We start from the raw sequence: 20,569 nt of genomic DNA on the forward strand, positions 1-20,569 counted from the left end.
CGCAATAGGGTCTCAGATCGACAGAACAACTGTTCTAAATTTGCGAAACAAACCTTCTAAACGGCCTCATTCAATCGTCGACAGGGGGTGTCGCCATGTCTCTCATTCGTTCCTTCCATTCCTCGAAATCGGCGCTCGGCGCCGGCTCCGCCGCCCTGGCGCTGCTGGCGGCCGGAGCGGCCCAGGCCCAGACCGCAGCCGAAACCCAGGCGCAGGTTCAGGACGCCCAGGCGGTGGACGAGATCGTCGTCACCGCCTCGCCGATCGTCGGCAGTCAGCGGGCCGCGTTGAACCAGCAGCGCAACGCCGACAACCTGATCAACGTCATAGCCGCCGACACCGTCGGCCAATTTCCCGACCAGAACTCGGCCGCCGCCCTGGCTCGTCTGCCGGCCGTGGCTGTCCAGCGAGACCAGGGTCAGGAACGCTATCTGCAGGTGCGCGGCGGCCCTAACCGCTGGACCAGCGTGTCGGTGGACGGCGTCAACATCATTGGCGTCGATGAAGGTGGCGTGTCGCGCGCCTTCCGCTTCGACGCGGTCCCGGCCGTGATCCTGAGCGCGCTGGAGGTCAACAAGTCGCTGACCCCCGACCTGCCGGGCGAGGCCATCCTGGCGCGCGTCAACCTGCGCACCTTCTCGCCGTTTGAACGGAGCGGCTTCCATGCCTACGGCGACGTCGGTTACGGCCAGATGGAGCTGGGCGAGGGTCCCCAGGAACAGGCGGCCCTGCGCGGGTCTTGGTCGAATGACACCTTCGGCGTGATGGCGGCGGCCTCGCACTACGAGCGCGAGCAGATCACCGACAACCGCGAATTTTCCTACGACGCCGACACCGGCCTGCCTGAGGCGTTCGACATCCGCAACTATCGGGTCACCCGCTCCAGCGAGGCGGCCATGCTGGGCCTGGCCTTCCGCCCGGCCGACGGCCACGAGCTGTTCTTCAAGACCCTGTATTCGAACTTCAACGACGACGAAGAACGCAATCAGTATGTGCTGGAACTGGCCGACGCCGCCAGCGGGACGATCGGCGCGGACTCGGGCGATCTGGCCGGAGTGCCCGTCACCGGCGCCTTCAACTATGGTGAATACCGCAACGACAACTGGATCAGCACCTTGGGCGGCGACCATCATATGGCCGACTGGGACCTGACCTGGCGGATCAACTACACCGAGACTGAGAACACGACCTATCTGCCGCTAATGCGTCAGATGTGGGTCAATCCGCTGACCTCGCCGTCTCTGAGCTATGACCGGTCCAATCCGAATCTGCCGATTATAGATCTGTACGACACGGTGCTGGGGGCGACCGGCCTGACTCGCGGCCCAGCCCGAGACAGTCTTAGCCAGGGCAATCCCACACTGAACCTGCTGATCCCGATCGTCAGCGCGGTGAACACCGAAAGCTGGGTCTACAAGGCTGACGCCAGCCGCATCTTCCAAATCGGCGGGCGCGAGGTCGAGGTTTCGGGTGGTGTGGAATACGACACGCGGGACGTCACAGGCTCGGCCATCAGCACCACTTCGGTTCTGGTCTTCCCCGCCCTGCTGCCGCGGATCGGCGCGACGTTCAACGCCGCGGATTATGTCACCGACCAGCCCTGGCATACCGGCTTCCCGCTCGGCTTTGGCATCAACTGGGTAGACAACAAGGCGATGCGCCGCGACATCGACGACATCCTGAACCAGTTGCAGGACGCCGGCCTTTACGATCCCGCCGCCCTGACGCCGCCCAACAGCGTCTACAATATCCAGGAAGACCTGTTCGCCGGCTACGCCATGGCCAAGTTCCAGGCTGGCCCGGCCCAGATCGTAGCGGGGCTGCGGGTCGAACACCTGTCACAGGACATCGGCGGCTTCGTGCCTGACGCCACCGGCTTCACCGCCGTGAACGCCAGCCAGGACGACACCAGCCTGTTCCCCAGCATCAATGTGAAGTTTGATCTCACGGACGACATTCTGCTGCGTCTGTCGGCCCAGACCGGGATCGCCCGCCCATCCTTCTCGGTGGTGCGCACCAGCGCTTCGATCGACGACACCGGCGAGACGGTGACCGCAGGCAATCCCTATCTGGAGCCCGAACGCACCTGGGGCGGCGACGTCTCGCTGGAGTGGTACCTGCCGGGCGCTGGCCTGGCCTCGGTCGGCGGGTTCTACCGGAATGTCGACCACGTCCTGTTCGACAGCCAGACCGTGGTCGAGGACGACCTGTTCGACGCCCCAGGCCTGGATCGCACCGGCTATGACTACATCACCACCCTCAACGGCGGGGAGGGCAAGCTGTATGGTGTGGAGATCGCCTATCTGCAGCAGTTCGTCTTCCTGCCAGGCGCGTGGAGCGGCTTCGGCTTCCAAGGCAATCTGTCGCTGCTGAGCGGCGACTTCAAGGCGCCGGACGGCCGCACTGTCGACTTCCCCGGCGTGTCCGACACCATCGCCAACGCCTCGATCTTCTACGAGAACTACGGCCTGTCGGCGCGCGTCAGCTACCAGTGGCGTTCGGAGTGGATCGACACCCTCAGCTTCGCCGGCTTCGGCGACCAGATGCGCGACGCCTATGAAAACCTGGATCTGTCGGTCCGCTATGCGATCAACGACAACGTCTCGGTCTATTTCGACGCCAACAACCTCAGCGACGAGACCTATGTCGCCTATGAGGGCGACGCGCTCCATCCGACCGAGGTCGAGCAGGTGGGGCGTCGCTACCTAGCCGGGCTGCGCTTCCGCTTCTGATCCCCATCGAAAGAGGATATTCGAGATGAAGAGACTTCTTGTCTGCGTCGCCGCCCTGATCTTGGCGACCCAGCCAGCCCAGGCGGCGATCGCCCAGGCCGCTCCGGCTGAACAATCGACGCACCAGCGGCTGCTGCCGTTGCAAGGCGTGCAAAACGCCCGCGACATCGGCGGCTATCGCACCACCGATGGCCGCACGGTGAAGTGGGACGTGATCTACCGAACCGCCGAACTGTCGCACCTGACCGCTCAGGACAAGGCCCTGCTGGAGGCGCGCGGCCTTCGCTCCGTCCACGACCTGCGCTCTGTCGATGAACGCCGCGATCAGCCGACGGTCTGGACCGGCGAGGGCGCCCCGGCCGTCACCGCCTTCGACTATTCGATGGACCTGTCCGGTTTCGCCGCCCTGTTCCAGGGCGACGTCACGGCTGATCGGGCGCGGGATGTGTTCGCCGCCTCCTATCCCGAAATGCTGAAGATGCAGCGCCCTCAACAGCGCGCCCTGTTCGCCGACCTGCTGAAGGGTGAAGGCGTGGTCCTCTATCACTGCTCGGCGGGCAAGGACCGCACGGGCATCGCCACTGCCCTGATCTTGTCGGCCCTGGGCGTGCCGCGCGAGACCATTCTAGAGGACTATGAGTTGTCCAACCTATACTACCGTCCCGATCCGACCGGCGCGGACGCCAGCGACAATCCGCAGGCGGCGGCGTTCATGCGGCTCCCCGAGGACGTGCGCGCCATCTTTATGGGTGTCGATGCTCGTTACCTCCAGGCCGTCTTCGACCTCATCGACCGCGATTATGGGTCGGTCGAGATCTACCTGGACCGGGAACTGCAAGTCGACGCTGCCGACATCCAGCGCCTACGGTTGCTCTATACGGTTTGACCTGGATGGCCGCTCCACCTTCGGAGCGGCCGTGTCCGGCCATCTCGGCGGAATACCGCTCTTCGACCTCCCGTGCGGCAGATCCCGATCTGCCCGCCTGAAGTAAAAGCGACATCAACTCGTCGAGTTTCCGTTACGCGCTGCTTCTATATCCGCCCCTTCGGTAAGGGGCTGCCAGTTGAGTCACGAGCACGAGGTGGGGCAGGCGCTGGTGACGCACAATCGTGTGCTTCTCGCCTATGTCCGACGGAGACTGGCGTCGAGCGCTGATGCGGAAGATGTCGCGCAGGAGGCCATTCTGCGTGTTCTTTCCCGGGCGCGCGTGGCGCTGATCACCGATCCGCTGTCCTATGCGATGCGGGCCGCCCGCAATATTCTGATCGATCGCGCGCGCCGGTCGGACTCCACGCCCTTTGACGATTTTGGCGACGCGGACCATCAAGCCGACGACGCCGCGTCCCCTTTGGAAGCGCTGGACATGAGCCAACGACTGCGCCTGTGTCAGAAAGCCCTGGACGCTATGCCCGCCGTGCGCCGCGAGGTGTTCGTAAGACGCCGCGCCGGCGAGGAATCCTATGAACATATCGCCGGCGAATTGAACATGTCGGTCGAGGCGGTTCATAAACACTATAGTCGCGCCGCTCAGACGCTTCGCAAGACGGCGGAGGGGCGTCATGCCGATTGAAACTTTTGACGCTCGCGACGACCGGGCGGCGGCCCTTTGGGCGGATGAAAAACAGGGGGGCGGCTGGACCCCCGCGCGGCAGTCCGATCTGGACGCCTGGCTGGCGGGACGGCCTGATCGACAGCGGCTGCTGCAGCAGCACGAGGCCCTGATCGCCGATCCGGCCGTCCTGTGGGCGGCGCGGCGAGCGGCTCACAGCAGGGTGAAGCCGGGCCTGTTCGCCTCTACGCCGGTCTGGATGAAGGTCTGGGCGCCGGCGGGGCTGGCCGCCTGTGTCGCCTGCGCGGCTCTGTTCGGCGCAATCTCCTCCCTTCGGGGAGATCTGATCGTGGGGCGCCGCGGTGCTCCGCAAGCCGTGGCCCTGGCGGATGGGTCGGCGGTCCGGCTGAATGGCGCGAGCCAGGTGCGTGTTCTGCTGGGCGACACGGAACGGCGACTGCGACTGGACGGAGAAGGCTTCTTCGAAGTCGCCCACGACGCCGGACGCCCCTTCACTGTGGAAGCCGAAGGGGTTCGGGTCACCGCCGTCGGCACGCGGTTCAACGTGGACACGCTCGAGACCCCCGACGGCCCGATGGTCGAGGTCGTGGTGTTCGAAGGCGCCGTCGATGTGGCGCCGAACAAGGGGGCTGTTGTGAGAATCCGAGCCGGAGAGCGCGTGCGGGTGCTGAAGGCCGGTGTGCAACGCGCTCGCCTGCGACAAGCCGAGGCCGAGACGGACCTTCCATCCTGGACCAAGGGCTGGCTGGAACTGGACGAGACGACCCTGATCAGCGTGATCGACGATCTGAAGCGGACCACGGGGGTGGAGGTCTCGCTCTCTGATCCGCAACTTGGCCGCGCGCTCGTCAGCGGCCGCTTCTCTTACGAAAATCCCGAGAACGCCTTGGCCGCGATCGCCCGGCTTCATGGGCTCAGACTGATCCGAAAAGACGCCGGTCACTATCTGCTGTCTGAAGCTTAGGTGACGGATAGAGCAAGTTTTCAAGACGGGTGTCAGGACTGCGAAGTCGGTCGTCTTCCCCAATAGCGGCCAGGTTCGGCCGCGGGGGATCTATCATATGCGTATTTACAAGACTGGCCTCCTTGCGGCGGCCGCCGTCGCCGTCCTGACGTCCGCCGCCGCCCCGGCCCAGGCCTGGCAGGCCGCCAGCAGCGCCGAGGCGCGCGCCACCTTCAATATCCCGGCGCAGGACCTGGGGCGCGCGATCCAGACCCTGTCACGTCAGACCGGCCTGCAGATTGTCTTCGACCCTGAACTTACGCGCGGGCTGCGGGCGCAGGCCGTTTCCGGCTCGATGACGCCCCGCGAGGCGCTCCGTCGGATGATTGCGGGGTCCGGGGTTGAGGCGCGCGAGGTGCGCGGCGTTCTGACCCTGGTGCGTCAGTCGGCCGAGGCCTTGACGCCCAGCCCGGATGCGACGGTGTTGGAGGAGGTCCTGGTGGTCGGCTACGCCGCCGGCATGCGCCGCTCGCTGGACGCCAAGCGCGACGCCGACTTTATCTCTGACGTCATCAGCGCCGACGACATGGGCGACCTGCCGGCTAACAATGTGGCCGAGTCCCTGTCGCGCCTGCCTGGCGTCAACGCCGTGCGCAACCACACTACGGGCGAGGGCGACCGCATCACCATCCGCGGCCTGTCGACCGAGTTGAACAACTACACCATGAACGGCGTCCGCATCGGCGGCACCGGTTCGCCGGACGACAGCTTTTATCGCGGCGTGCGCCTCAGCTTTCTGCCGCCGGAAGGCATCGACTCCATCACTGTGGTCAAGAGCCTGACGCCGGACCGCGACGGCGACGCCCTGGGCGGCTCCATCGACATCCGCACCCCCACGGCCTTCGACCATAAGCCGACCTATGGCGTCCTGTCGGCCTCGGCCGGGTTTCTGGACAAGTTCGACGACAAGGCCTCGGGCGAAGTCTCAGGCTCCTTTGGGCGCCAGTTCAATGACCACTGGGGCGTGTTCGTCACCGCCAGCTGGTCGCGACGCAAGTCCCAGTTCGAACAGAACGGCGTCGATGGCGATAACCAGCCTCCGGTCTGGTACGAAGACAGCGAGAGCCTAGGCTGGGATACCAGTACTTTCGTTCTGCGCGGCATGAACTTGGCGTTCGGCGAGACCGAGGTCGAGCGCAAGGGGCTGAACGCCAGTCTCGACTATCGCGGCGATAACCACGACTTTCACTTTCGCGGCCAGTTCAATGAATACACTCAAGACGAGTTCGACAACCGCCTGAACTTCCGCAACGACACGTCGAAAAACTCGACGCGACTGACCCAGGTGGACAAGACCGCCACCGACCTGGCCAGTCCGGACGACGCCATCATAGGTTCGGGCGCCAAGGGCAATATCTATTCCTATACCACAGCCCAGATCGTTGACCGGGACGGCGACGGCGTCATCACCGACGCGGATCGATCGACCAAATCCTACTACACGCTGAACGGCGCCTCGGGGACCTGGGATCCGCAGGGCTTCCGCCTGCGTCGCTTCTGGGAAGGCTCGCGCGAGACCGGCTCGCTGATGTCGCTGAACCTGGGCGGCGTCAGCCGCTACGGCGATGTGAAGGTGGATTACGACCTGTCCTACGCCAAGTCCGAGGACAATATCGACGACAGCTACGAGATGGAGTTCCGCAGCGACAAATACGGCTGGCTGGGCAACGAGGGCGTCGATATCGTCAACTTCGGTGACAGCCGCTTCCCGAAATGGGTGTTGAATGACGCCGGCATGGCGGCGGTCCAGGACCCGTCCGAATATGACTACGCCGGCCTGTCCGGCGAGGTCGGCGGGGCGCAGGAGGATCTGTGGCAGGGTCAGTTCAACGCTGAATGGCGGCCCGTCTCTCCCTGGCTGGAGTCGGTGAAGGGTGGGGCAAAATTCTATTCCTCCAAACGCTCGACCTATAGCGGCGAATTCCTCGATCTGGACGCGGATGGGACCCTGGCGGACTTCTCGGCCTTCTACGGCAAGGAGGTCACGAACCTGTTCGACGGCGAATATACGGGCCTCTACCGCCTGGGCGTGGTGCTGGATAACCAGGCCATGTTGGCGGAACTGAGCCGGGCGATGAACGGCGACAGCAGCTTCTTCGAAGGCTTCGCCACCGACCCTTCCAGCGCCGAACTCAGTAACGAGGACAGTTTCGAGTTCAAGGAAGACATTCTCGCCGGCTATCTGATGGCCACGGCCCGCTTCGGCGACGCCCAGATCATCGGCGGCCTGCGGGTCGAGAGCACGCGCAATGACATCTCGGCCTATGTGCTGGACGAGGTTCAGGGCGAGCGGTTCACGACGGACAAGAGCGACTTCGTCAATGTCCTGCCCTCGATCCATCTGAACTATGCGCTGAACCGCAACACCAAGGTGCGCGCGGCGATCTGGACCAGCTTCGCCCGTCCCGACATCGCCCGCATGACGTCGGCGCGGGAATACAGCTACGACACCGATCCGGACGGCGACGGCGACGAAAACCCCACCTCGGACTGGGTGCTGATCGGCATCGAACAGGGCAACCCCGATCTGAAGCCGATGAAGGCGATCAACTACGACCTGTCGATCGAACGCTACAACGGCGACACCGGCGCCTATTCGCTGGGTCTGTTCTACAAGGATATCGAGAACTTCCTGTTCCGCTCGGCCTCCAGCAACATCCGCGACGGCACCGCAGGGGTGAACATCGGGCCGGACGGCGTCACCATCTCCATGCCCAACAACGGCAAATGGGCCGAGGTTTACGGGGTCGAGATGAGCGCCCAACAGATCTTCTACTGGTTGCCGGGCGCCCTGTCGGGCTTGGGCGCCAGCGTGAACGTGACGCTGCAGCGCTCGGAGGCCGAGACCGGGATTTCGTGGCACCCTGAGGGGTACACCCTGCCGCTGATGGAGACGCCCGAGGCCATCGCCAATGTGCAGCTGTTTTGGCAGTACAGCGGATGGGAAGCCTATGCCGCCTACAGCTACCAGTCGGAGTTCCTCGAAGGCATTCAGGACTTCGGAAATAATCCCTACGAGCAGGACTATGAGTTCGTGGACCTGAACGTGCGGCGCAAACTGTGGGGCGGCGCCACCGCCTCGCTGCAGGTGCAGAACCTCTTCGACAACCACACCTACTGGTACACGGCCGGTTCGAGCACGGCCTCCAGCCGGGCCTATATCAAGAACGGGCGGTCGATCTCGCTCGGCCTGACCTACGTCTTCTGAGGGTGACGAAAATGATGCTTGTTCGCACCCTCATGCTCGGGGCCGCTGTCGCGGCCCTGGGCGTCTCCACCTTCGTCCAGGCCCAGGCGCAGACGCAGCGTCCGGATCGACCCGAACCGGCGCCGGTCCAGGCGTCGGAACGTCCCATAGCCCCGGCTTCGGTCCAGCCGGAGCGGATCATTCTGAACCTGACCGCTGATCCGGCGCATCAGATGGCCGTCACCTGGCGCACCGCGCCGGGCCTGGACGGTCAGGTGGAGTTCGCCGAGGCCCTGGACGGGCCGGACTTCATCGCCTCAGCCGTTCGCATGACCGCAACCACCGACGACGCGGTCCTGGCAGTGCGCGAGGCGGCGGACTTCCGCGCCGCCTATCATTCGGCCGTGATGACGGGGCTGAAGCCGGCGACCGTCTATGTCTATCGCGTCGGTTCGGGCGGGGTCTGGTCGGAGTGGCTGCAGTTCAGGACGGCGGCTGCGACGCCCGAGCCCTTCACCTTCCTGTATTTCGGCGACATGCAGAACAATATCCTCAGCGAGGCGTCACGCACGCTGAGGATGGGCTTCCGCAAAGCCGGCGACGCGGCCTTCGTCATCCACGCCGGCGACCTGATCAACCGACACGACAGCGACAACGAGTGGGGCGAATGGTTCGCCTCGGGCGGCTTCCTGTACGCCCAGACCCCGCAGATGCCGACGCCGGGCAATCACGAATACGGCCGCGGCCCGATCCTGAACCCGCAATGGCGCCGGCAGTTCACCCTGCCGGAGACCGGACCGGCGGGCGTCGAGCGGCTGAAGGAAACCGCCTGGACCGTCGATTATCAGGGGCTGCGCCTGATCTCGATCGACGCCCCGCTGTTCCATGGCGACGAGGCCATGCGGGCCGAAATGGTGCGGTGGCTGGACCAGATTCTGGCCGATAATCCGAACCGCTGGACGGTGCTGTTCCTGCACTTCCCGCTGTTCTCGATCGATCCCGACCGCGACAACAGCCGGGTTCGCGACGCCTTGAAGCCTCTGATCGACAAATATGGCGTGGACCTGGTGCTTCAGGCCCATGACCATGGCTATGCGCGCGGCGCCATAGGCGAGGGCGCCATGAGCAACGCCGGGCCAGGGCACAGATCGGACCATGGCTCGACCTATGTCGTCTCTGTCGCCGGTCCGAAGATGTATCCGGTGGCGAACCTGACCTGGGCCGATCGGATGGCGGAGCGGACGCAGACGTTCCAGACCCTGGACGTGTCGCAGGAGGCGGTGGTCTATCGCGCCTTTACCGCGACGGGTCGGGAACTGGACGCTTTCCGACTGTCGAAGGGGGAGGACGGAGTGGGCAGGGTGGAAACACTCACCCTAGGGGGCGTCAACGCAGGACAGCGCTAGAGGCTGAGGCGCCTGATGTGAATCAATAAGGCTTTCCGCGGTGTGATGTTCTGCTTCAGGGCGCTGGCTGTTGGAGGTCGGCGTCCGGGCGGACGGATCGGGTGGGTAGGGGCGAGTACAGGCCGGGGCAGAATGCCGACAAACTGATCATTGCCGTCTTGGGTATGACAGCGACAGTCTTCGACGGACAAAGTTAGCCTTGATCTACAAGAAGACCGGAAACCTATCCGACCGCCCGCTTCCCGGAACGTTCATCGGGATGCCGGTTGTCTTTCTCAGGATGAATAATTTGAAACCTCAGACGCCATGGTCGTGACCTCGCGGATGCGCTTAGCTGTAGTTCATGCAGAGCGTGAGCCGTTGATGAATCTGACAACCATGGCCGGTGTTGGAAGGCGGTTGGACCGCATGGGGCTCCGTGACGTCCGGGCAATGTTGCTCGGTCTAAGCGTGCTGTTCACAGGATATCTGGTCGCGTTCGCGACGACCTTAGATCAGCCGCTGATCGCGTCGCTCGGCTTTGCCGGCATCAACACCCTGTCTGTCTGCGGCCCCGCGCTATTGTTTCGTCCGATCGTGTTTCGGCTTGCAGCTAGTTCGCGCGGCGAGCTTGCCATATTGCTTCTTCCGCTGCTCGCTGCGACCTTCTCGGTCGCGTGGTACTTCTGCAGTCTGGCCGGCTTCGCCTTGTCGCCGAACTGGCCGAGCGAGGGGCTCAGAGTCGCTCCTTTCGGGGCGGGCGCGCTGAGTTGGCAACTTTTTCAAGGTGTTACCGTCTACGGTGCGCTCGCGCTATTCGTCTATTGGCGCCAGGCGATCAGCGATCCGAAGCCCGCCGCAGACCCTCTTCCCGTCTCGGGCGCGGTTCCGATCGTTCTGAGGACGCCGCCCACATCTCTGATGGTCCGCTGCGACAAGGAAATGGCTCCAGTCATGATGTCGGAGCTTGTGAGGATCGCCGGCGTGGACGGCTACTCCGAGATTGTCACCACCGCTCGAAGCATTCTCTCCACCACGTCCCTGTCGCGCTTTGACGAAATCCTGCCGCAAGATCAGTTCGTGCGGGCTCATCGCTCGCACATTGTTCGTCTCGCCGCGATTCACCACGTCGAGTCCGCTGGGAACGCCCGACTGCTGTTGCGAATGAGCGATGGAATATCCATCACGACCAGCCGGGCCGGAGCAAGGCGGCTGCGCGAGCTGGCCGTCTAGGGTCGCACAGCGTCGATTGATCGCGACTCGCGTTGGTTCGCAGGATTTTTCTCCCCGCCCGGTCACAACGGCTAACGTCCTTCGCAGTCGATCAGGAAAGCGGGGCCCAAGGTGAACCAGTCAAAAGCCGCAATGTGGCGCCTCGCGCTTGCAGTCAGCAGCGTCCTGTCTCTCGGGGCGATCGCCTGCGCACCCCCGCCCGCGCCCGCCACTGTGGCTCAAGCGTCCGGCGACAGTCGAACAGCGGCGCCCAGTCGAGCCGCCGAGGCCGCGATCGCGGAGATTGTCCGGCGGCATGGCATCGTCACGGCGGGCATCGGCATCATTCGAGACGGGGAGTTGGTTTGGGAACGCTATCTGGGCGAACAGTCCCCCGGGATCCCGGCAGGACCCGAGACGCAGTTCAACGTCGCCTCGATCACGAAGACCGTGACAGCCGAAACGGTTCTGCGTTTGGCGGACCAAGGACAGTTGTCCCTCGATGAGCCGATGGTCGACTACTGGCTGGATCCGGACATCGCCGATGATCCCCGTCGGCTCGCCTTGACGCCGCGTACAGCGCTCAACCATTCAACCGGCTTTCCGAACTGGCGCTTCTTCCTGCCCGGCGGCCGGTTGGCCTTTCAGTCAGGGCCCGGGGAACGCTACAGTTATTCCGGCGAAGGGATGGAATATCTGGCGCGGTTCGCCGAGCGGAAGCTCGGCCGACCGTTCCCGGACCTCGTGCAGGAGGTCGTTTTCGGACCTGTCGGAATGACCCATACGAGCCTTCTCGCCAGGCGCGGGGAGGCTGCGACTTCCATCGCCCGGCCTGCCGATGAGGCCGGTCAGTTTCCGGGATATTATTGCCGGCCCGCCGAACAAGGCGGCGGCTGCCGCCCGGAGGGAAGCTATTCCGCCGCCGACGACATGGTCACCACGGTTCGCGACTACGCCCTGTTCTTGCGGGCCGTGGCGACGGCGGAGGGGTACAGCGCAGGAATGGCTGCGGATCGCGATCGTGTCCAGACCGACAAGGGAAATCAGGCGATCGTCGACTGCGCGGCGCCATCATCGACCCTCTGTCCTGATCATCAGGGTTACGGGCTGGGCTTCAATATCTTGAGGTTTGGCAATGCGGTCGTTCTCGAGCACGGTGGGGCGGACTGGTCCGAAGTGAGCCTCGCCTATATCGGGAACCCCTCGAAATCTGGGGTCATCATCTTCCTGAATGCGCCGAATGCGAAAGCGCTCGCTGCGATGCCGGAACTGATCGAGCAAATCGACCGGGGATCGCCCTTTCTTGGGGAATACCGCCGATGGCTGGCCAACGCACAACAGTCGTGATGACGGATTTCAGTTGGCCTGCACCAACTTGCGCAGGCATCGGGCGAAGTCGGAGTAGTCCGGCCCTTTATGGACCCTCGCGACGAACCAACCGACGTCAGCCAGGTCATCCGCATAGCTTGTATGTCGTTTTTCCGGCGCACAGCCGATGTCCGATTCTGGCGTATCTGCGGCATCAGCGAAATGACTTTGCCTGGCGCGTTTTCGGCCTACGCAGCCTATCCGACGGTAGCTGAATAATTCTCAGGATCATCCCGGCGGCGCTCAGGAGATCGCGCTCCACGCCGCCGAGGATCCCTTGACGGCGCGTGAGGTGCAGATCCTCGACTGCATCGCCGCCGGCGCGGCGAACAAGGTCATCGCCCGACGTTTGGCCGTCTCGGAAGATCCGGTGAAGACCCACATCAGGAGCATCTTTTCCAAGCTGGACGTCAGCGATCGCACCCAGGCCGTAACCACCGCCCTTCGCAGGGGGATCATCTCGTTGTGACAGATGTTGACGCCGCTTCGTCGGCGGTCAGCCAAGCCGCGTCCGCCATTGTCGCGTTCGGCCTTTTCCGGCTGGGCCGAACTGAGGCCGCGGCCTTCATGATCAAAACGCCCTGCCTGCGACTGCCGAATGGGGCCGTGTTTAGTCATCGCGGTTGCCCTCGCGCGCGACCGGCGTCGAGGGTTTCGGGGTTGTCGAGCGGGACTCGGTCCAGGTCTGGATGACCCGCACCCCTATCCGTTTGGCGACCGGCGTCGCCTGCTCGCCGAGGAGAATGCCGAGCAGGCCCAGCAGTGCGATCATCGGCGGAGCCGGCGACCTGACGTTCAGCAAGGCGTAGATCACGCCCACCAAAAGCCCGGCGCCGAGGGAGAGGATATAGGCCTGCATCCATTTTTTCCTTGGCAGCCGGGCAGATACGACCTGTCTCGTGTCGGAACCGTCGCCCTGACCCCGACCTGCGGAGGCGGCAGGTCCGGATGCGATGCGGGTCGCGCTCTCAGCGCGCGCCTTCCTGGGCGCGCTGGAAGCTCTCAATGACGGCGGCGTAGTTGGGCGCCGCCATACCATACAGACCTGCCAACTCGGCGGCCTCGGGCCGCGCCCAGGTCCGATGAAGTTCGGAGAGGACGGCATTGGTCGTGGTCGGCTTGACCCCCCCCTGAACCAGGCGGGCCAGGGTGGTGCGCGACGCCATTTCGCTGGGGTCGCCCGAAGCGTCCATCACGGCGTAGACGTCATAGCCGGCCGCCCTGGCGTCCAGGGCAGGGAAGGCGACGCAAACGCTCGTCCAGACGCCGGCCATGATCAGGGTGCGTCGTCCCGTCGAGCAGACCTGGGCGACGAAGTCCTCATTGTCCCAGGCGTTCACCTCGCCCTTGCGTGGGACGTAGACGGCATGGGGCGCGTGGGCGTGGATTTCCGGCATCAAGGGCCCGTTTGTGCCGCTCGGCTCCGAGGCGGTGGTGATGACCGGCAAGTTGAGGAGCGTCGCCAGCCGGGCGACCATCTCCACGTTGCGACGCAGATCGGCGACGGGAATGTCCTTCACGGTCTGGAACAGGCCGGACTGGTGATCGAGCAGCAGTATGACGGTGTCCGACGGATCCATCAGGGCCTGTCCGCCGCCCGTGGGCAGGACGCTCGACTTGGCGCGGGTTGTGTCTGTCATGGCGGGTCTTTCGTGGCTGTGGTGAGGAGGACGAGAAGCGATCAGCGGCGATCGGCGCCGGCCCGTTCGATGACGTCCGCGACCGCGGTCGGGTGGGAGATCATCACGGCATGACTCGCGGCGACTTCGGTGGTCGGTGCGTTGGCGCGCGCCGCCAACTGTTGCTGGGCGGCAGGCGGGATCATCCGATCCTCGGTGGCGACGAGGTAGTGGGTCGGCTTCGTCCTCCAGGCGGCCTGGCTGATGGGCCCCGCAAACGCGGCTCCGCCCCAGGGCAGCTGGGAGGCGGCCATGAAGCGAGCGTCTGCCGCAGGGACGTCTGCGCAAAACGCTTCGGCGAACTTGGTGCGATCGAGCGAGAGCCATCCGTTGTCGGCCACAATCGGAGCGGGGACGACGTCCGCCAGCGGATTGGCGACCAGGTCGGCCACGGACTCACCCGCATCCGGCACGAAGGCGGCGACATACACAAGGGCCTCCACCCTGGGATCGTTGCCGGCTTGGCTGACGACGGCGCCGCCGTAGGAATGGCCGACCAGAACCACAGGGTTCTTCGCCTGGGCGATCGAACGCGTCACGACCTCCACATCTCCGTCCAACGACTGGGTCGGGTGTTGGGTGATGAGAACTTTATGGCCTCGGCCGACCAGGATGTCATGCACCTGGCGCCAGCCCGAGCCGTCGACGAAGGCGCCGTGCACGAGGATGATCGAGAGGGGAGTTGGCATCGGGTTGGGTCCAGTTCGCGAAGCGGAAAGAGCTGCCGGTTCAGAAGATCGACGGGATCCGCCCGAAACGACGGGCGGTCCGGTTGCGTCTCGGAGCGGCACGGCGACCATCATGCCGAGCGGTCCAAACGCGAAGTAAGCTGAAGTAAAAATTCGTGCTGACCTTGAGCAGGCGCGCTTTGAGCCAAGCGCGAGGGCGTTTCGTCTGCCGTTGGTCGCTGATTTGCATCGCTTTTGACCGTTAAGGGGAGCGCACGTCTTCGGTCCGACAGCTGAGCGGCAGACGGCGGCGCTCCCAACAAGGCTTTACCCCGCTTTACGACCGCAAACGTCGCCTTTGGCCTAGGCTTCTGGGGTGCGGCGGGCCTCTCTCGGTCTCTCCGTCAGGCCTTTGACCCTTCAGAATGGACCCGCCACATGAAACGCCTTCTCCTCGCGACCGCAGCATTTGCAGCGCTTGCCCTTTCGACCCCGGCCATGGCCTTCCAGGCTGCGTCGGCGTCGTCCGCCGTCGTCCCTGCGCACACTATCCACTATCGGACCGCGACGGTGGACGGGGTGCGCATCTTCTATCGCGAAGCCGGCCCTGCGGACGCGCCTGTCGTGCTTCTCTTGCACGGCTTCCCGACCTCGTCGCACATGTTCCGCAACCTGATCCCGCTGCTGGCCGATCGCTACCATGTGATCGCCCCGGACTATCCGGGGTTCGGCCAAAGCGCGATGCCGGACCATACGGCGTTCGACTACAGCTTCGCCCACTTCGCGGACATCATCGACGGTCTGACTAACCAGATCGGCGTGACCCGCTATGCCCTGTATGTGATGGATTACGGTGCGCCCGTCGGCTATCGCCTCGCCCTCAAACGCCCCGAGCGGGTGAGCGCGCTGATCGTTCAGAACGGCAATGCCTATGAAGAGGGGCTCGGCGCCTTCTGGGACCCGGTCAAGCGGTACTGGGCGAACGAAACGCCGGCGAACCGCGCGGCCATGGGCGCCATGGTCACGCCCGAAATCACTGTCTTCCAGTACACCGACGGCATGGAAGACCGGTCGCGCATCAGTCCGGACAACTGGGTGATCGACCAAGCGCTTCTCGATCGCCCGGGCAATGACGAGATTCAGAAGGATCTGTTCCTCGACTATGGCACCAACCTTCCCCTCTATCCGCAATTCCAAGCCTATTTCCGCGAGCACCAGCCGCCGACGCTGATCGTCTGGGGCAAGAACGACAAGATCTTCCCGGAGCCGGGCGCTCATCCCTATCTGCGGGATCTCCCCAAGGCCGAAATGCACATCCTCGACTCGGGGCACTTCGTCCTTGAGGACCAACTCCATGTCGTCGGGCCGCTGATCGAGGACTTTCTGGATCGTTCGATCGGCGAGCGGCCGGGGCGCGACTAACCTCATTTATGAATACCGGACGTGACGCCCGCGTCGCCGTCCGGTCTAGGGTCCAGCCGTGCCCATGCCCCCCTTGCACGGTTGGGCCCTTCTTTTCCGATACCGGCCGCTTTACCGGTCGAGACAGTCCTGAAAGGCGACCTATGGCGACCCTGTCGCGCACTCAGTCGCTCCGTGGTTCCGTGGCTTGCGGCGTCGGTCGTTCAATGCGATCGAACCGGTCTCGGGCTCGCCACGCCGCGCTGAGCCTCATTCTGGTTTTGGGTCTGGTCGGTTGTGGAACGATATCCCGGGCTCCCGTCACGGCCGGCGAGATGGCGTCGTCGGCCTATACGGCCGAACTTGATCGTTACCGTTTCCCCTCGGCTGACGAAGGTCCGTTCTTTGTCTGGCTGGAGCGGTGGGCCGCCCAGCGTCAAGCGCTTGGCCTCGACGGGATCAAGGGACTGGCCCTGTCTGGCGGAGGGGCGAGCGGTGCGTTTGGAGCGGGGGTGTTGGTCGGCTGGAACCGGTATGGCGACCGTCCCCATTTCGACATTGTCACCGGGGTCAGCACCGGCGCCCTGGCCGCCCCGTTTGCCTTCGCCGGGGCGCGGTTTGACGAACGCCTGGCCACGGCCTACCAGGACAGGGACCTTCGCGCCCTGACCTCCGACCGTCTGGGGGTGTTGAGCAATCCCAGCCTATACCCAGCCGCCCCGCTGAAACGCCTGGTCGAGCGCTATGTCACCGACGATCTTCTGGAGGCTGTCGCCCGTGAGCACGCCGCCGGCCGTCGTCTTCTCGTCGCCACAACAAACCTCGATACGCGTGCTTCGGTCCTTTGGGATCTCGGGGCCATAGCGACCGATGCGGCGCATCCCTTGCACGGGGCCAAGGCCAAGGCGCTGTTCCGGAGGGTCTTGGTGGCGGCCGCCAGCATTCCTGGCGTGTTCCCGCCCGTCATGATGAGCGCAGATCCGAGCGGACGTATTGCGGAAATGCATGTCGACGGCGGGGTGACCGCGCCGTTCTTTCTTGTGCCGGAGACGCTGAACTTCTGGCGCCCCCAAGGGCCCATGCGACCGACCGAACTCTATCTCATCATCAACGGCCAGACCGGCTCGGAATTTGCGGCGACCCGCGGCGCCAGCGTGGCCATCATCGAACGGACCCTCGACACCCTGGGACGCGCCGACGCTCGCAGTCAGTTGCGCTTCGTCGCCGCCTTCGCCAGCCGGAACGGCGCTTCTGTCGTCTACGCCGCCATCCCCGACGGGGTGGACGCCCATCCCCTGATGTTCGACGTCCGGCACACCGCCAGCCTCTTCGCACTCGGCCGCGATCGCGCGATGGCGGGACAGGCTTTTGCGGAGCCCGGCGTGCTCGAATGGCTCGCCGGCGACGCCGTGGCGCCCGACTCCATGACGCCCGCCTTTCCAGGACCCGTCCCATGAACCTCATCACGGACCGCGGCGCTCAGATGTTTCCCGTGCTCAGCGGCGCCCAGCTGTTGGTCGCCATCGGCTTCGCGAGCGGTCCCGCTCGTGCGTTCGCGCCCGGCGAGGTGGTGTCCGCCATCGGCGCCCGGAACGCTCCGGTCTGGCTCATCGTCGAGGGCGAGGTGCGGATCATGCGGCGCGACGGCTTGGGTCATGAACGCCTCGTGACGACCTTGTCCGCCGGCCAATTCACCGGCGAGGTCAGCCAGCTCGCGGGCCGCGCCGCGATCGCGGAAGGATCGGCCGGAGCGGACGGCTGTCGCGCCTTCCCACTCGACGCCGTCCACCTTCGGGCGCTGCTGATCGGTGCGGCCGAGATCAGCGAACTCATGATGCGCGCCCTGATCCTCCGGCGCGCCGATCTGATCGAGGGCGGGGCGTCCGGGTCAATCCTCGTCGGCAGCGCCGACGAGTTCCACACACGCCGTCTGCAGAGCATGTTGATCCGCAACGGCTATCCGGTCACCCTTCTGGACGCCGATACGGATGCGGAGGGACGAGCCCTCGTTTCCCGCCTGGGCGTCGCCGTGACGGACCTTCCGCTCATGGTCTGCCCGAACGGGACAGTCCTGAGGCGCCCGACCGATCTTGAGGCCGCCACCTGTCTCGGCCTCACTCCGGAATTCGATCCCGCCGCCGTGTACGACGTCGCCATCGTCGGGGCCGGGCCGGCGGGCCTCGCCACCGCCGTTTACGCCGCATCCGAGGGCCTGTCCGTCGTCGTCCTGGATCAGCGCGCCATGGGCGGCCAGGCCGGCGCCTCGGCCCGGATCGAGAACTATCTCGGCTTCCCCACCGGGATCTCCGGCCACGCCCTAGCCGCGCGCGCCTTCAACCAGGCGCTCAAATTCGGCGCGGAGGTGGCCATTCCGATGCAGGTCGCCGCCCTTGTCTGTCCGCCGGCCGTCCGGGCCTCCGGCCTCGTAGAGCTCCGGCTGACGAACGGGGAGGTTCTGCGAGCACGGTCCGTCGTTATCGCCTCCGGCGCCCGCTATCGCCGTCCCGCCATCAAGCAACTGGACGTCTTCGAGGGGACCGGGATCTCATATTGGGCGACGCCGGTCGAAGCTGCGCTCTGCGCGGGAGAAGAAGTCGCTGTGGTCGGCGCCGGCAACTCGGCCGGCCAGGCCGTCGTCTTCCTCGCATCCAGGGTGTCCAGGCTCCGCCTGCTGGTGCGAGGCAAAAGCCTGCAGACTTCGATGTCCAAATATCTGATCGATCGAATCGCGGCCCTGCCCAATGTGGAGGTGCATCTGCGAACGGAGATCGTGTCTCTCGAAGGCGATTGTTCAACCGGCCTGCAAGGCGCGACCTGCCGCAATCGTGATACGGGCGCCGTGGAGGCCTTGGCGTTACGCCACCTGTTCCTGTTCATCGGCGCTGATCCGAACGCCGACTGGGCGCGGGACTGCGTGGCGACCGACGACCGAGGCTTCATCTTGACGGGAGCCTCCGACCTGCCGCTCGAGACCACCTGTCCGGGCGTGTTCGCAATCGGCGACGTTCGGGCAGGATCGACCAAGCGGGTGGCCGCAGCCGTCGGAGAGGGAGCGGCCGTGGTCTCCCAGCTTCACCGCCGGCTGGCTTCGCTCAAACGCGCCTGAAGGGATTTTCCGGCTCGTCCCCTGTCTCGCGGGGAATGTCATCGACCCCGGTCAGCTTGCGCAGCGATTCCACCAAGCCATGATGGCCCGGCGCCCTGCGCAGGGTCCGGCCGCGCCGGCGATACTGGATCAGATAGAAGCGCTTGCCCTTCGGCATCACCCGGACGCCGAATCCCGGCTGTTCGCCGTCGAACGATGTAGTCCTTGGCGCAGGCCCCCACACGGTCACCACGCGCTTGCTCAATTTCTCGCCAGCCATCTCCAAGACCTTTCCAGCATATCCGCCGCCTCCCGGGCCGGTCGATCCGTGGAAGCGAGACGGAAGCGTTCGGCCGAAAAACGGGGCGAAGCGGTTCGCCGGCGGCAGTTGGATGCAGGGATACGAGATCCCCGCATCCAACCGCGAGAGGCTCTATGCCTGAATGAACGCCAGCAGGTCGGCGTTGACGACGTCCGGATGGGTCGCGAACAGCCCATGGGACAGGCCGGGATAGGTCTTTAGCGTTCCGTTCGACAACAGTTTGATCGCCTGATGCGCGGAGGCGTCGATCGGCACGACCTGATCGTCCTCGCCGTGAAGCAGGAGCACCGGCAGCGAGACGGCTTTCAGGTCCGCGGTGAAGTCGGTCTCGGAGAAGGCGGTGATGCAGTCGTAGTGGGCCTTTGCGCCGCCCGCCATGCCCTGGCGCCACCAGTTGCGGATCAAGCCTTCGCTCACCTCCGCCCCTTCGCGGTTGAAGCCGTAGAAGGGACCCGACGGCACATCGAGGAAGAATTGCGCGCGGTTGTGCTTGAGCGCATCGCGGAACCCGTCGAACACCGACATCGGCAGTCCGCCGGGATAGTCCGCAGTGGCCAACATGATCGGCGGCACGGCGCCGATCAGCACGGCCTTGGCGACGCGGCCGGGCCGGCTGCGGGCGACGTAGCGGATCACCTCGCCCCCGCCGGTGGAGTGACCGATATGGACGGCGTTCTTCAGGTCGAGCGCCTCCGCCAGTCCCGCGACGTCCGCGGCGTAGGTGTCCATGTCATTACCGGTGTCGGTCTGGTCCGATCGGCCGTGGCCGCGGCGATCATGGGCGATGACGCGAAATCCCTTGTCCAGGAAGAACAGCATCTGGTTGTCCCAGTCGTCGGCGCTGAGGGGCCAGCCGTGGTGGAAGACGATCGGTTGTGCGTCCTTGGGGCCCCAGTCCTTGTAGAACAGGCGAGTGTCGTCGGAGAGGGTCAGGTAGGTCATGGCTATGTCCTTTG

At 64.9% G+C, this 20,569-nt stretch carries 17 protein-coding genes; 12 read left to right on the forward strand and 5 right to left on the reverse strand.

Going from position 1 to position 20,569, the window contains the following annotated elements:
• Positions 1-95 precede the first annotated feature (95 nt).
• The 9 genes from ACVPT3_RS02095 to ACVPT3_RS02135 all read left to right on the forward strand — a co-directional run bounded on the left by ACVPT3_RS02095 (position 96) and on the right by ACVPT3_RS02135 (position 12,927).
• Complete coding sequence (locus ACVPT3_RS02095) at positions 96-2,732, forward strand: TonB-dependent receptor (protein WP_492042566.1); 2,637 nt, start codon at positions 96-98, stop codon at positions 2,730-2,732.
• Positions 2,733-2,757: 25 nt separating this feature from the next.
• Positions 2,758-3,618, forward strand: coding sequence for a tyrosine-protein phosphatase (locus ACVPT3_RS02100; RefSeq protein WP_492042567.1), 861 nt, complete (start codon positions 2,758-2,760; stop codon positions 3,616-3,618).
• 178 nt (positions 3,619-3,796) lie between these two features.
• Positions 3,797-4,303: an RNA polymerase sigma factor gene (locus ACVPT3_RS02105; RefSeq protein ID WP_492042568.1), complete on the forward strand. Its 507-nt coding sequence runs from the start codon at positions 3,797-3,799 to the stop codon at positions 4,301-4,303.
• Positions 4,293-5,267 carry a FecR family protein gene (locus ACVPT3_RS02110; protein WP_492042569.1) on the forward strand — a complete coding sequence of 325 codons (975 nt, stop codon included), beginning with the start codon at positions 4,293-4,295 and terminating at the stop codon, positions 5,265-5,267. The genes ACVPT3_RS02105 and ACVPT3_RS02110 overlap by 11 nt, the downstream gene beginning before the upstream one ends.
• Positions 5,268-5,364: 97 nt before the next feature.
• Complete coding sequence (locus ACVPT3_RS02115) at positions 5,365-8,514, forward strand: TonB-dependent receptor (protein ID WP_492042570.1); 3,150 nt, start codon at positions 5,365-5,367, stop codon at positions 8,512-8,514.
• A gap of 11 nt (positions 8,515-8,525) precedes the next feature.
• Positions 8,526-9,899, forward strand: coding sequence for a purple acid phosphatase family protein (locus ACVPT3_RS02120; protein ID WP_492042571.1), 1,374 nt, complete (start codon positions 8,526-8,528; stop codon positions 9,897-9,899).
• Positions 9,900-10,262: 363 nt separating this feature from the next.
• On the forward strand, positions 10,263-11,111 hold the full coding sequence (locus ACVPT3_RS02125) for a LytTR family DNA-binding domain-containing protein (protein WP_492042572.1): 849 nt from the start codon (positions 10,263-10,265) through the stop codon (positions 11,109-11,111).
• A gap of 132 nt (positions 11,112-11,243) precedes the next feature.
• On the forward strand, positions 11,244-12,437 hold the full coding sequence (locus tag ACVPT3_RS02130; protein ID WP_492042573.1) for a serine hydrolase domain-containing protein: 1,194 nt from the start codon (positions 11,244-11,246) through the stop codon (positions 12,435-12,437).
• 298 nt (positions 12,438-12,735) lie between these two features.
• The gene (locus ACVPT3_RS02135; protein ID WP_492042574.1) at positions 12,736-12,927 is read left to right on the forward strand and encodes a response regulator transcription factor; all 192 of its coding nucleotides are present in this window, start codon (positions 12,736-12,738) and stop codon (positions 12,925-12,927) included.
• Between the two features lie 141 nt (positions 12,928-13,068).
• On the opposite strand, the gene ACVPT3_RS02140 is transcribed toward ACVPT3_RS02135, so the two are convergent.
• The 3 genes from ACVPT3_RS02140 to ACVPT3_RS02150 all read right to left on the reverse strand — a co-directional run bounded on the left by ACVPT3_RS02140 (position 13,069) and on the right by ACVPT3_RS02150 (position 14,826).
• Entirely contained in the window at positions 13,069-13,317 is a 249-nt protein-coding gene (locus tag ACVPT3_RS02140) for a DUF1427 family protein (RefSeq protein WP_492042575.1), read from the reverse strand.
• A gap of 109 nt (positions 13,318-13,426) precedes the next feature.
• Complete coding sequence (locus ACVPT3_RS02145; protein ID WP_492042576.1) at positions 13,427-14,098, reverse strand: isochorismatase family protein; 672 nt, start codon at positions 14,096-14,098, stop codon at positions 13,427-13,429.
• 41 nt (positions 14,099-14,139) lie between these two features.
• Positions 14,140-14,826: an alpha/beta hydrolase gene (locus ACVPT3_RS02150; protein WP_492042577.1), complete on the reverse strand. Its 687-nt coding sequence runs from the start codon at positions 14,824-14,826 to the stop codon at positions 14,140-14,142.
• Positions 14,827-15,243: 417 nt separating this feature from the next.
• Between ACVPT3_RS02150 and ACVPT3_RS02155 the strand changes: the two genes are divergently transcribed.
• From ACVPT3_RS02155 to ACVPT3_RS02165, 3 genes are all read left to right on the forward strand, one after another.
• A complete protein-coding gene (locus ACVPT3_RS02155; protein WP_492042578.1) occupies positions 15,244-16,227 on the forward strand; it encodes an alpha/beta fold hydrolase in 984 nt (327 codons plus the stop codon).
• Positions 16,228-16,541: 314 nt separating this feature from the next.
• Complete coding sequence (locus ACVPT3_RS02160) at positions 16,542-17,663, forward strand: patatin-like phospholipase family protein (RefSeq protein WP_492042579.1); 1,122 nt, start codon at positions 16,542-16,544, stop codon at positions 17,661-17,663.
• A complete protein-coding gene (locus tag ACVPT3_RS02165; RefSeq protein ID WP_492042580.1) occupies positions 17,660-19,312 on the forward strand; it encodes an FAD-dependent oxidoreductase in 1,653 nt (550 codons plus the stop codon). Before ACVPT3_RS02160 ends, ACVPT3_RS02165 begins: the two co-directional genes overlap by 4 nt.
• On the opposite strand, the gene ACVPT3_RS02170 is transcribed toward ACVPT3_RS02165, so the two are convergent.
• A complete protein-coding gene (locus ACVPT3_RS02170; protein WP_492042581.1) occupies positions 19,299-19,556 on the reverse strand; it encodes a hypothetical protein in 258 nt (85 codons plus the stop codon). The two genes, ACVPT3_RS02165 and ACVPT3_RS02170, sit on opposite strands and share 14 nt — an antisense overlap.
• Positions 19,557-19,724: 168 nt before the next feature.
• Positions 19,725-20,555 carry an alpha/beta fold hydrolase gene (locus ACVPT3_RS02175; RefSeq protein ID WP_492042582.1) on the reverse strand — a complete coding sequence of 277 codons (831 nt, stop codon included), beginning with the start codon at positions 20,553-20,555 and terminating at the stop codon, positions 19,725-19,727.
• Positions 20,556-20,569 lie beyond the last annotated feature (14 nt).

This window comes from Brevundimonas sp. FV1ps31S (assembly GCF_058681265.1).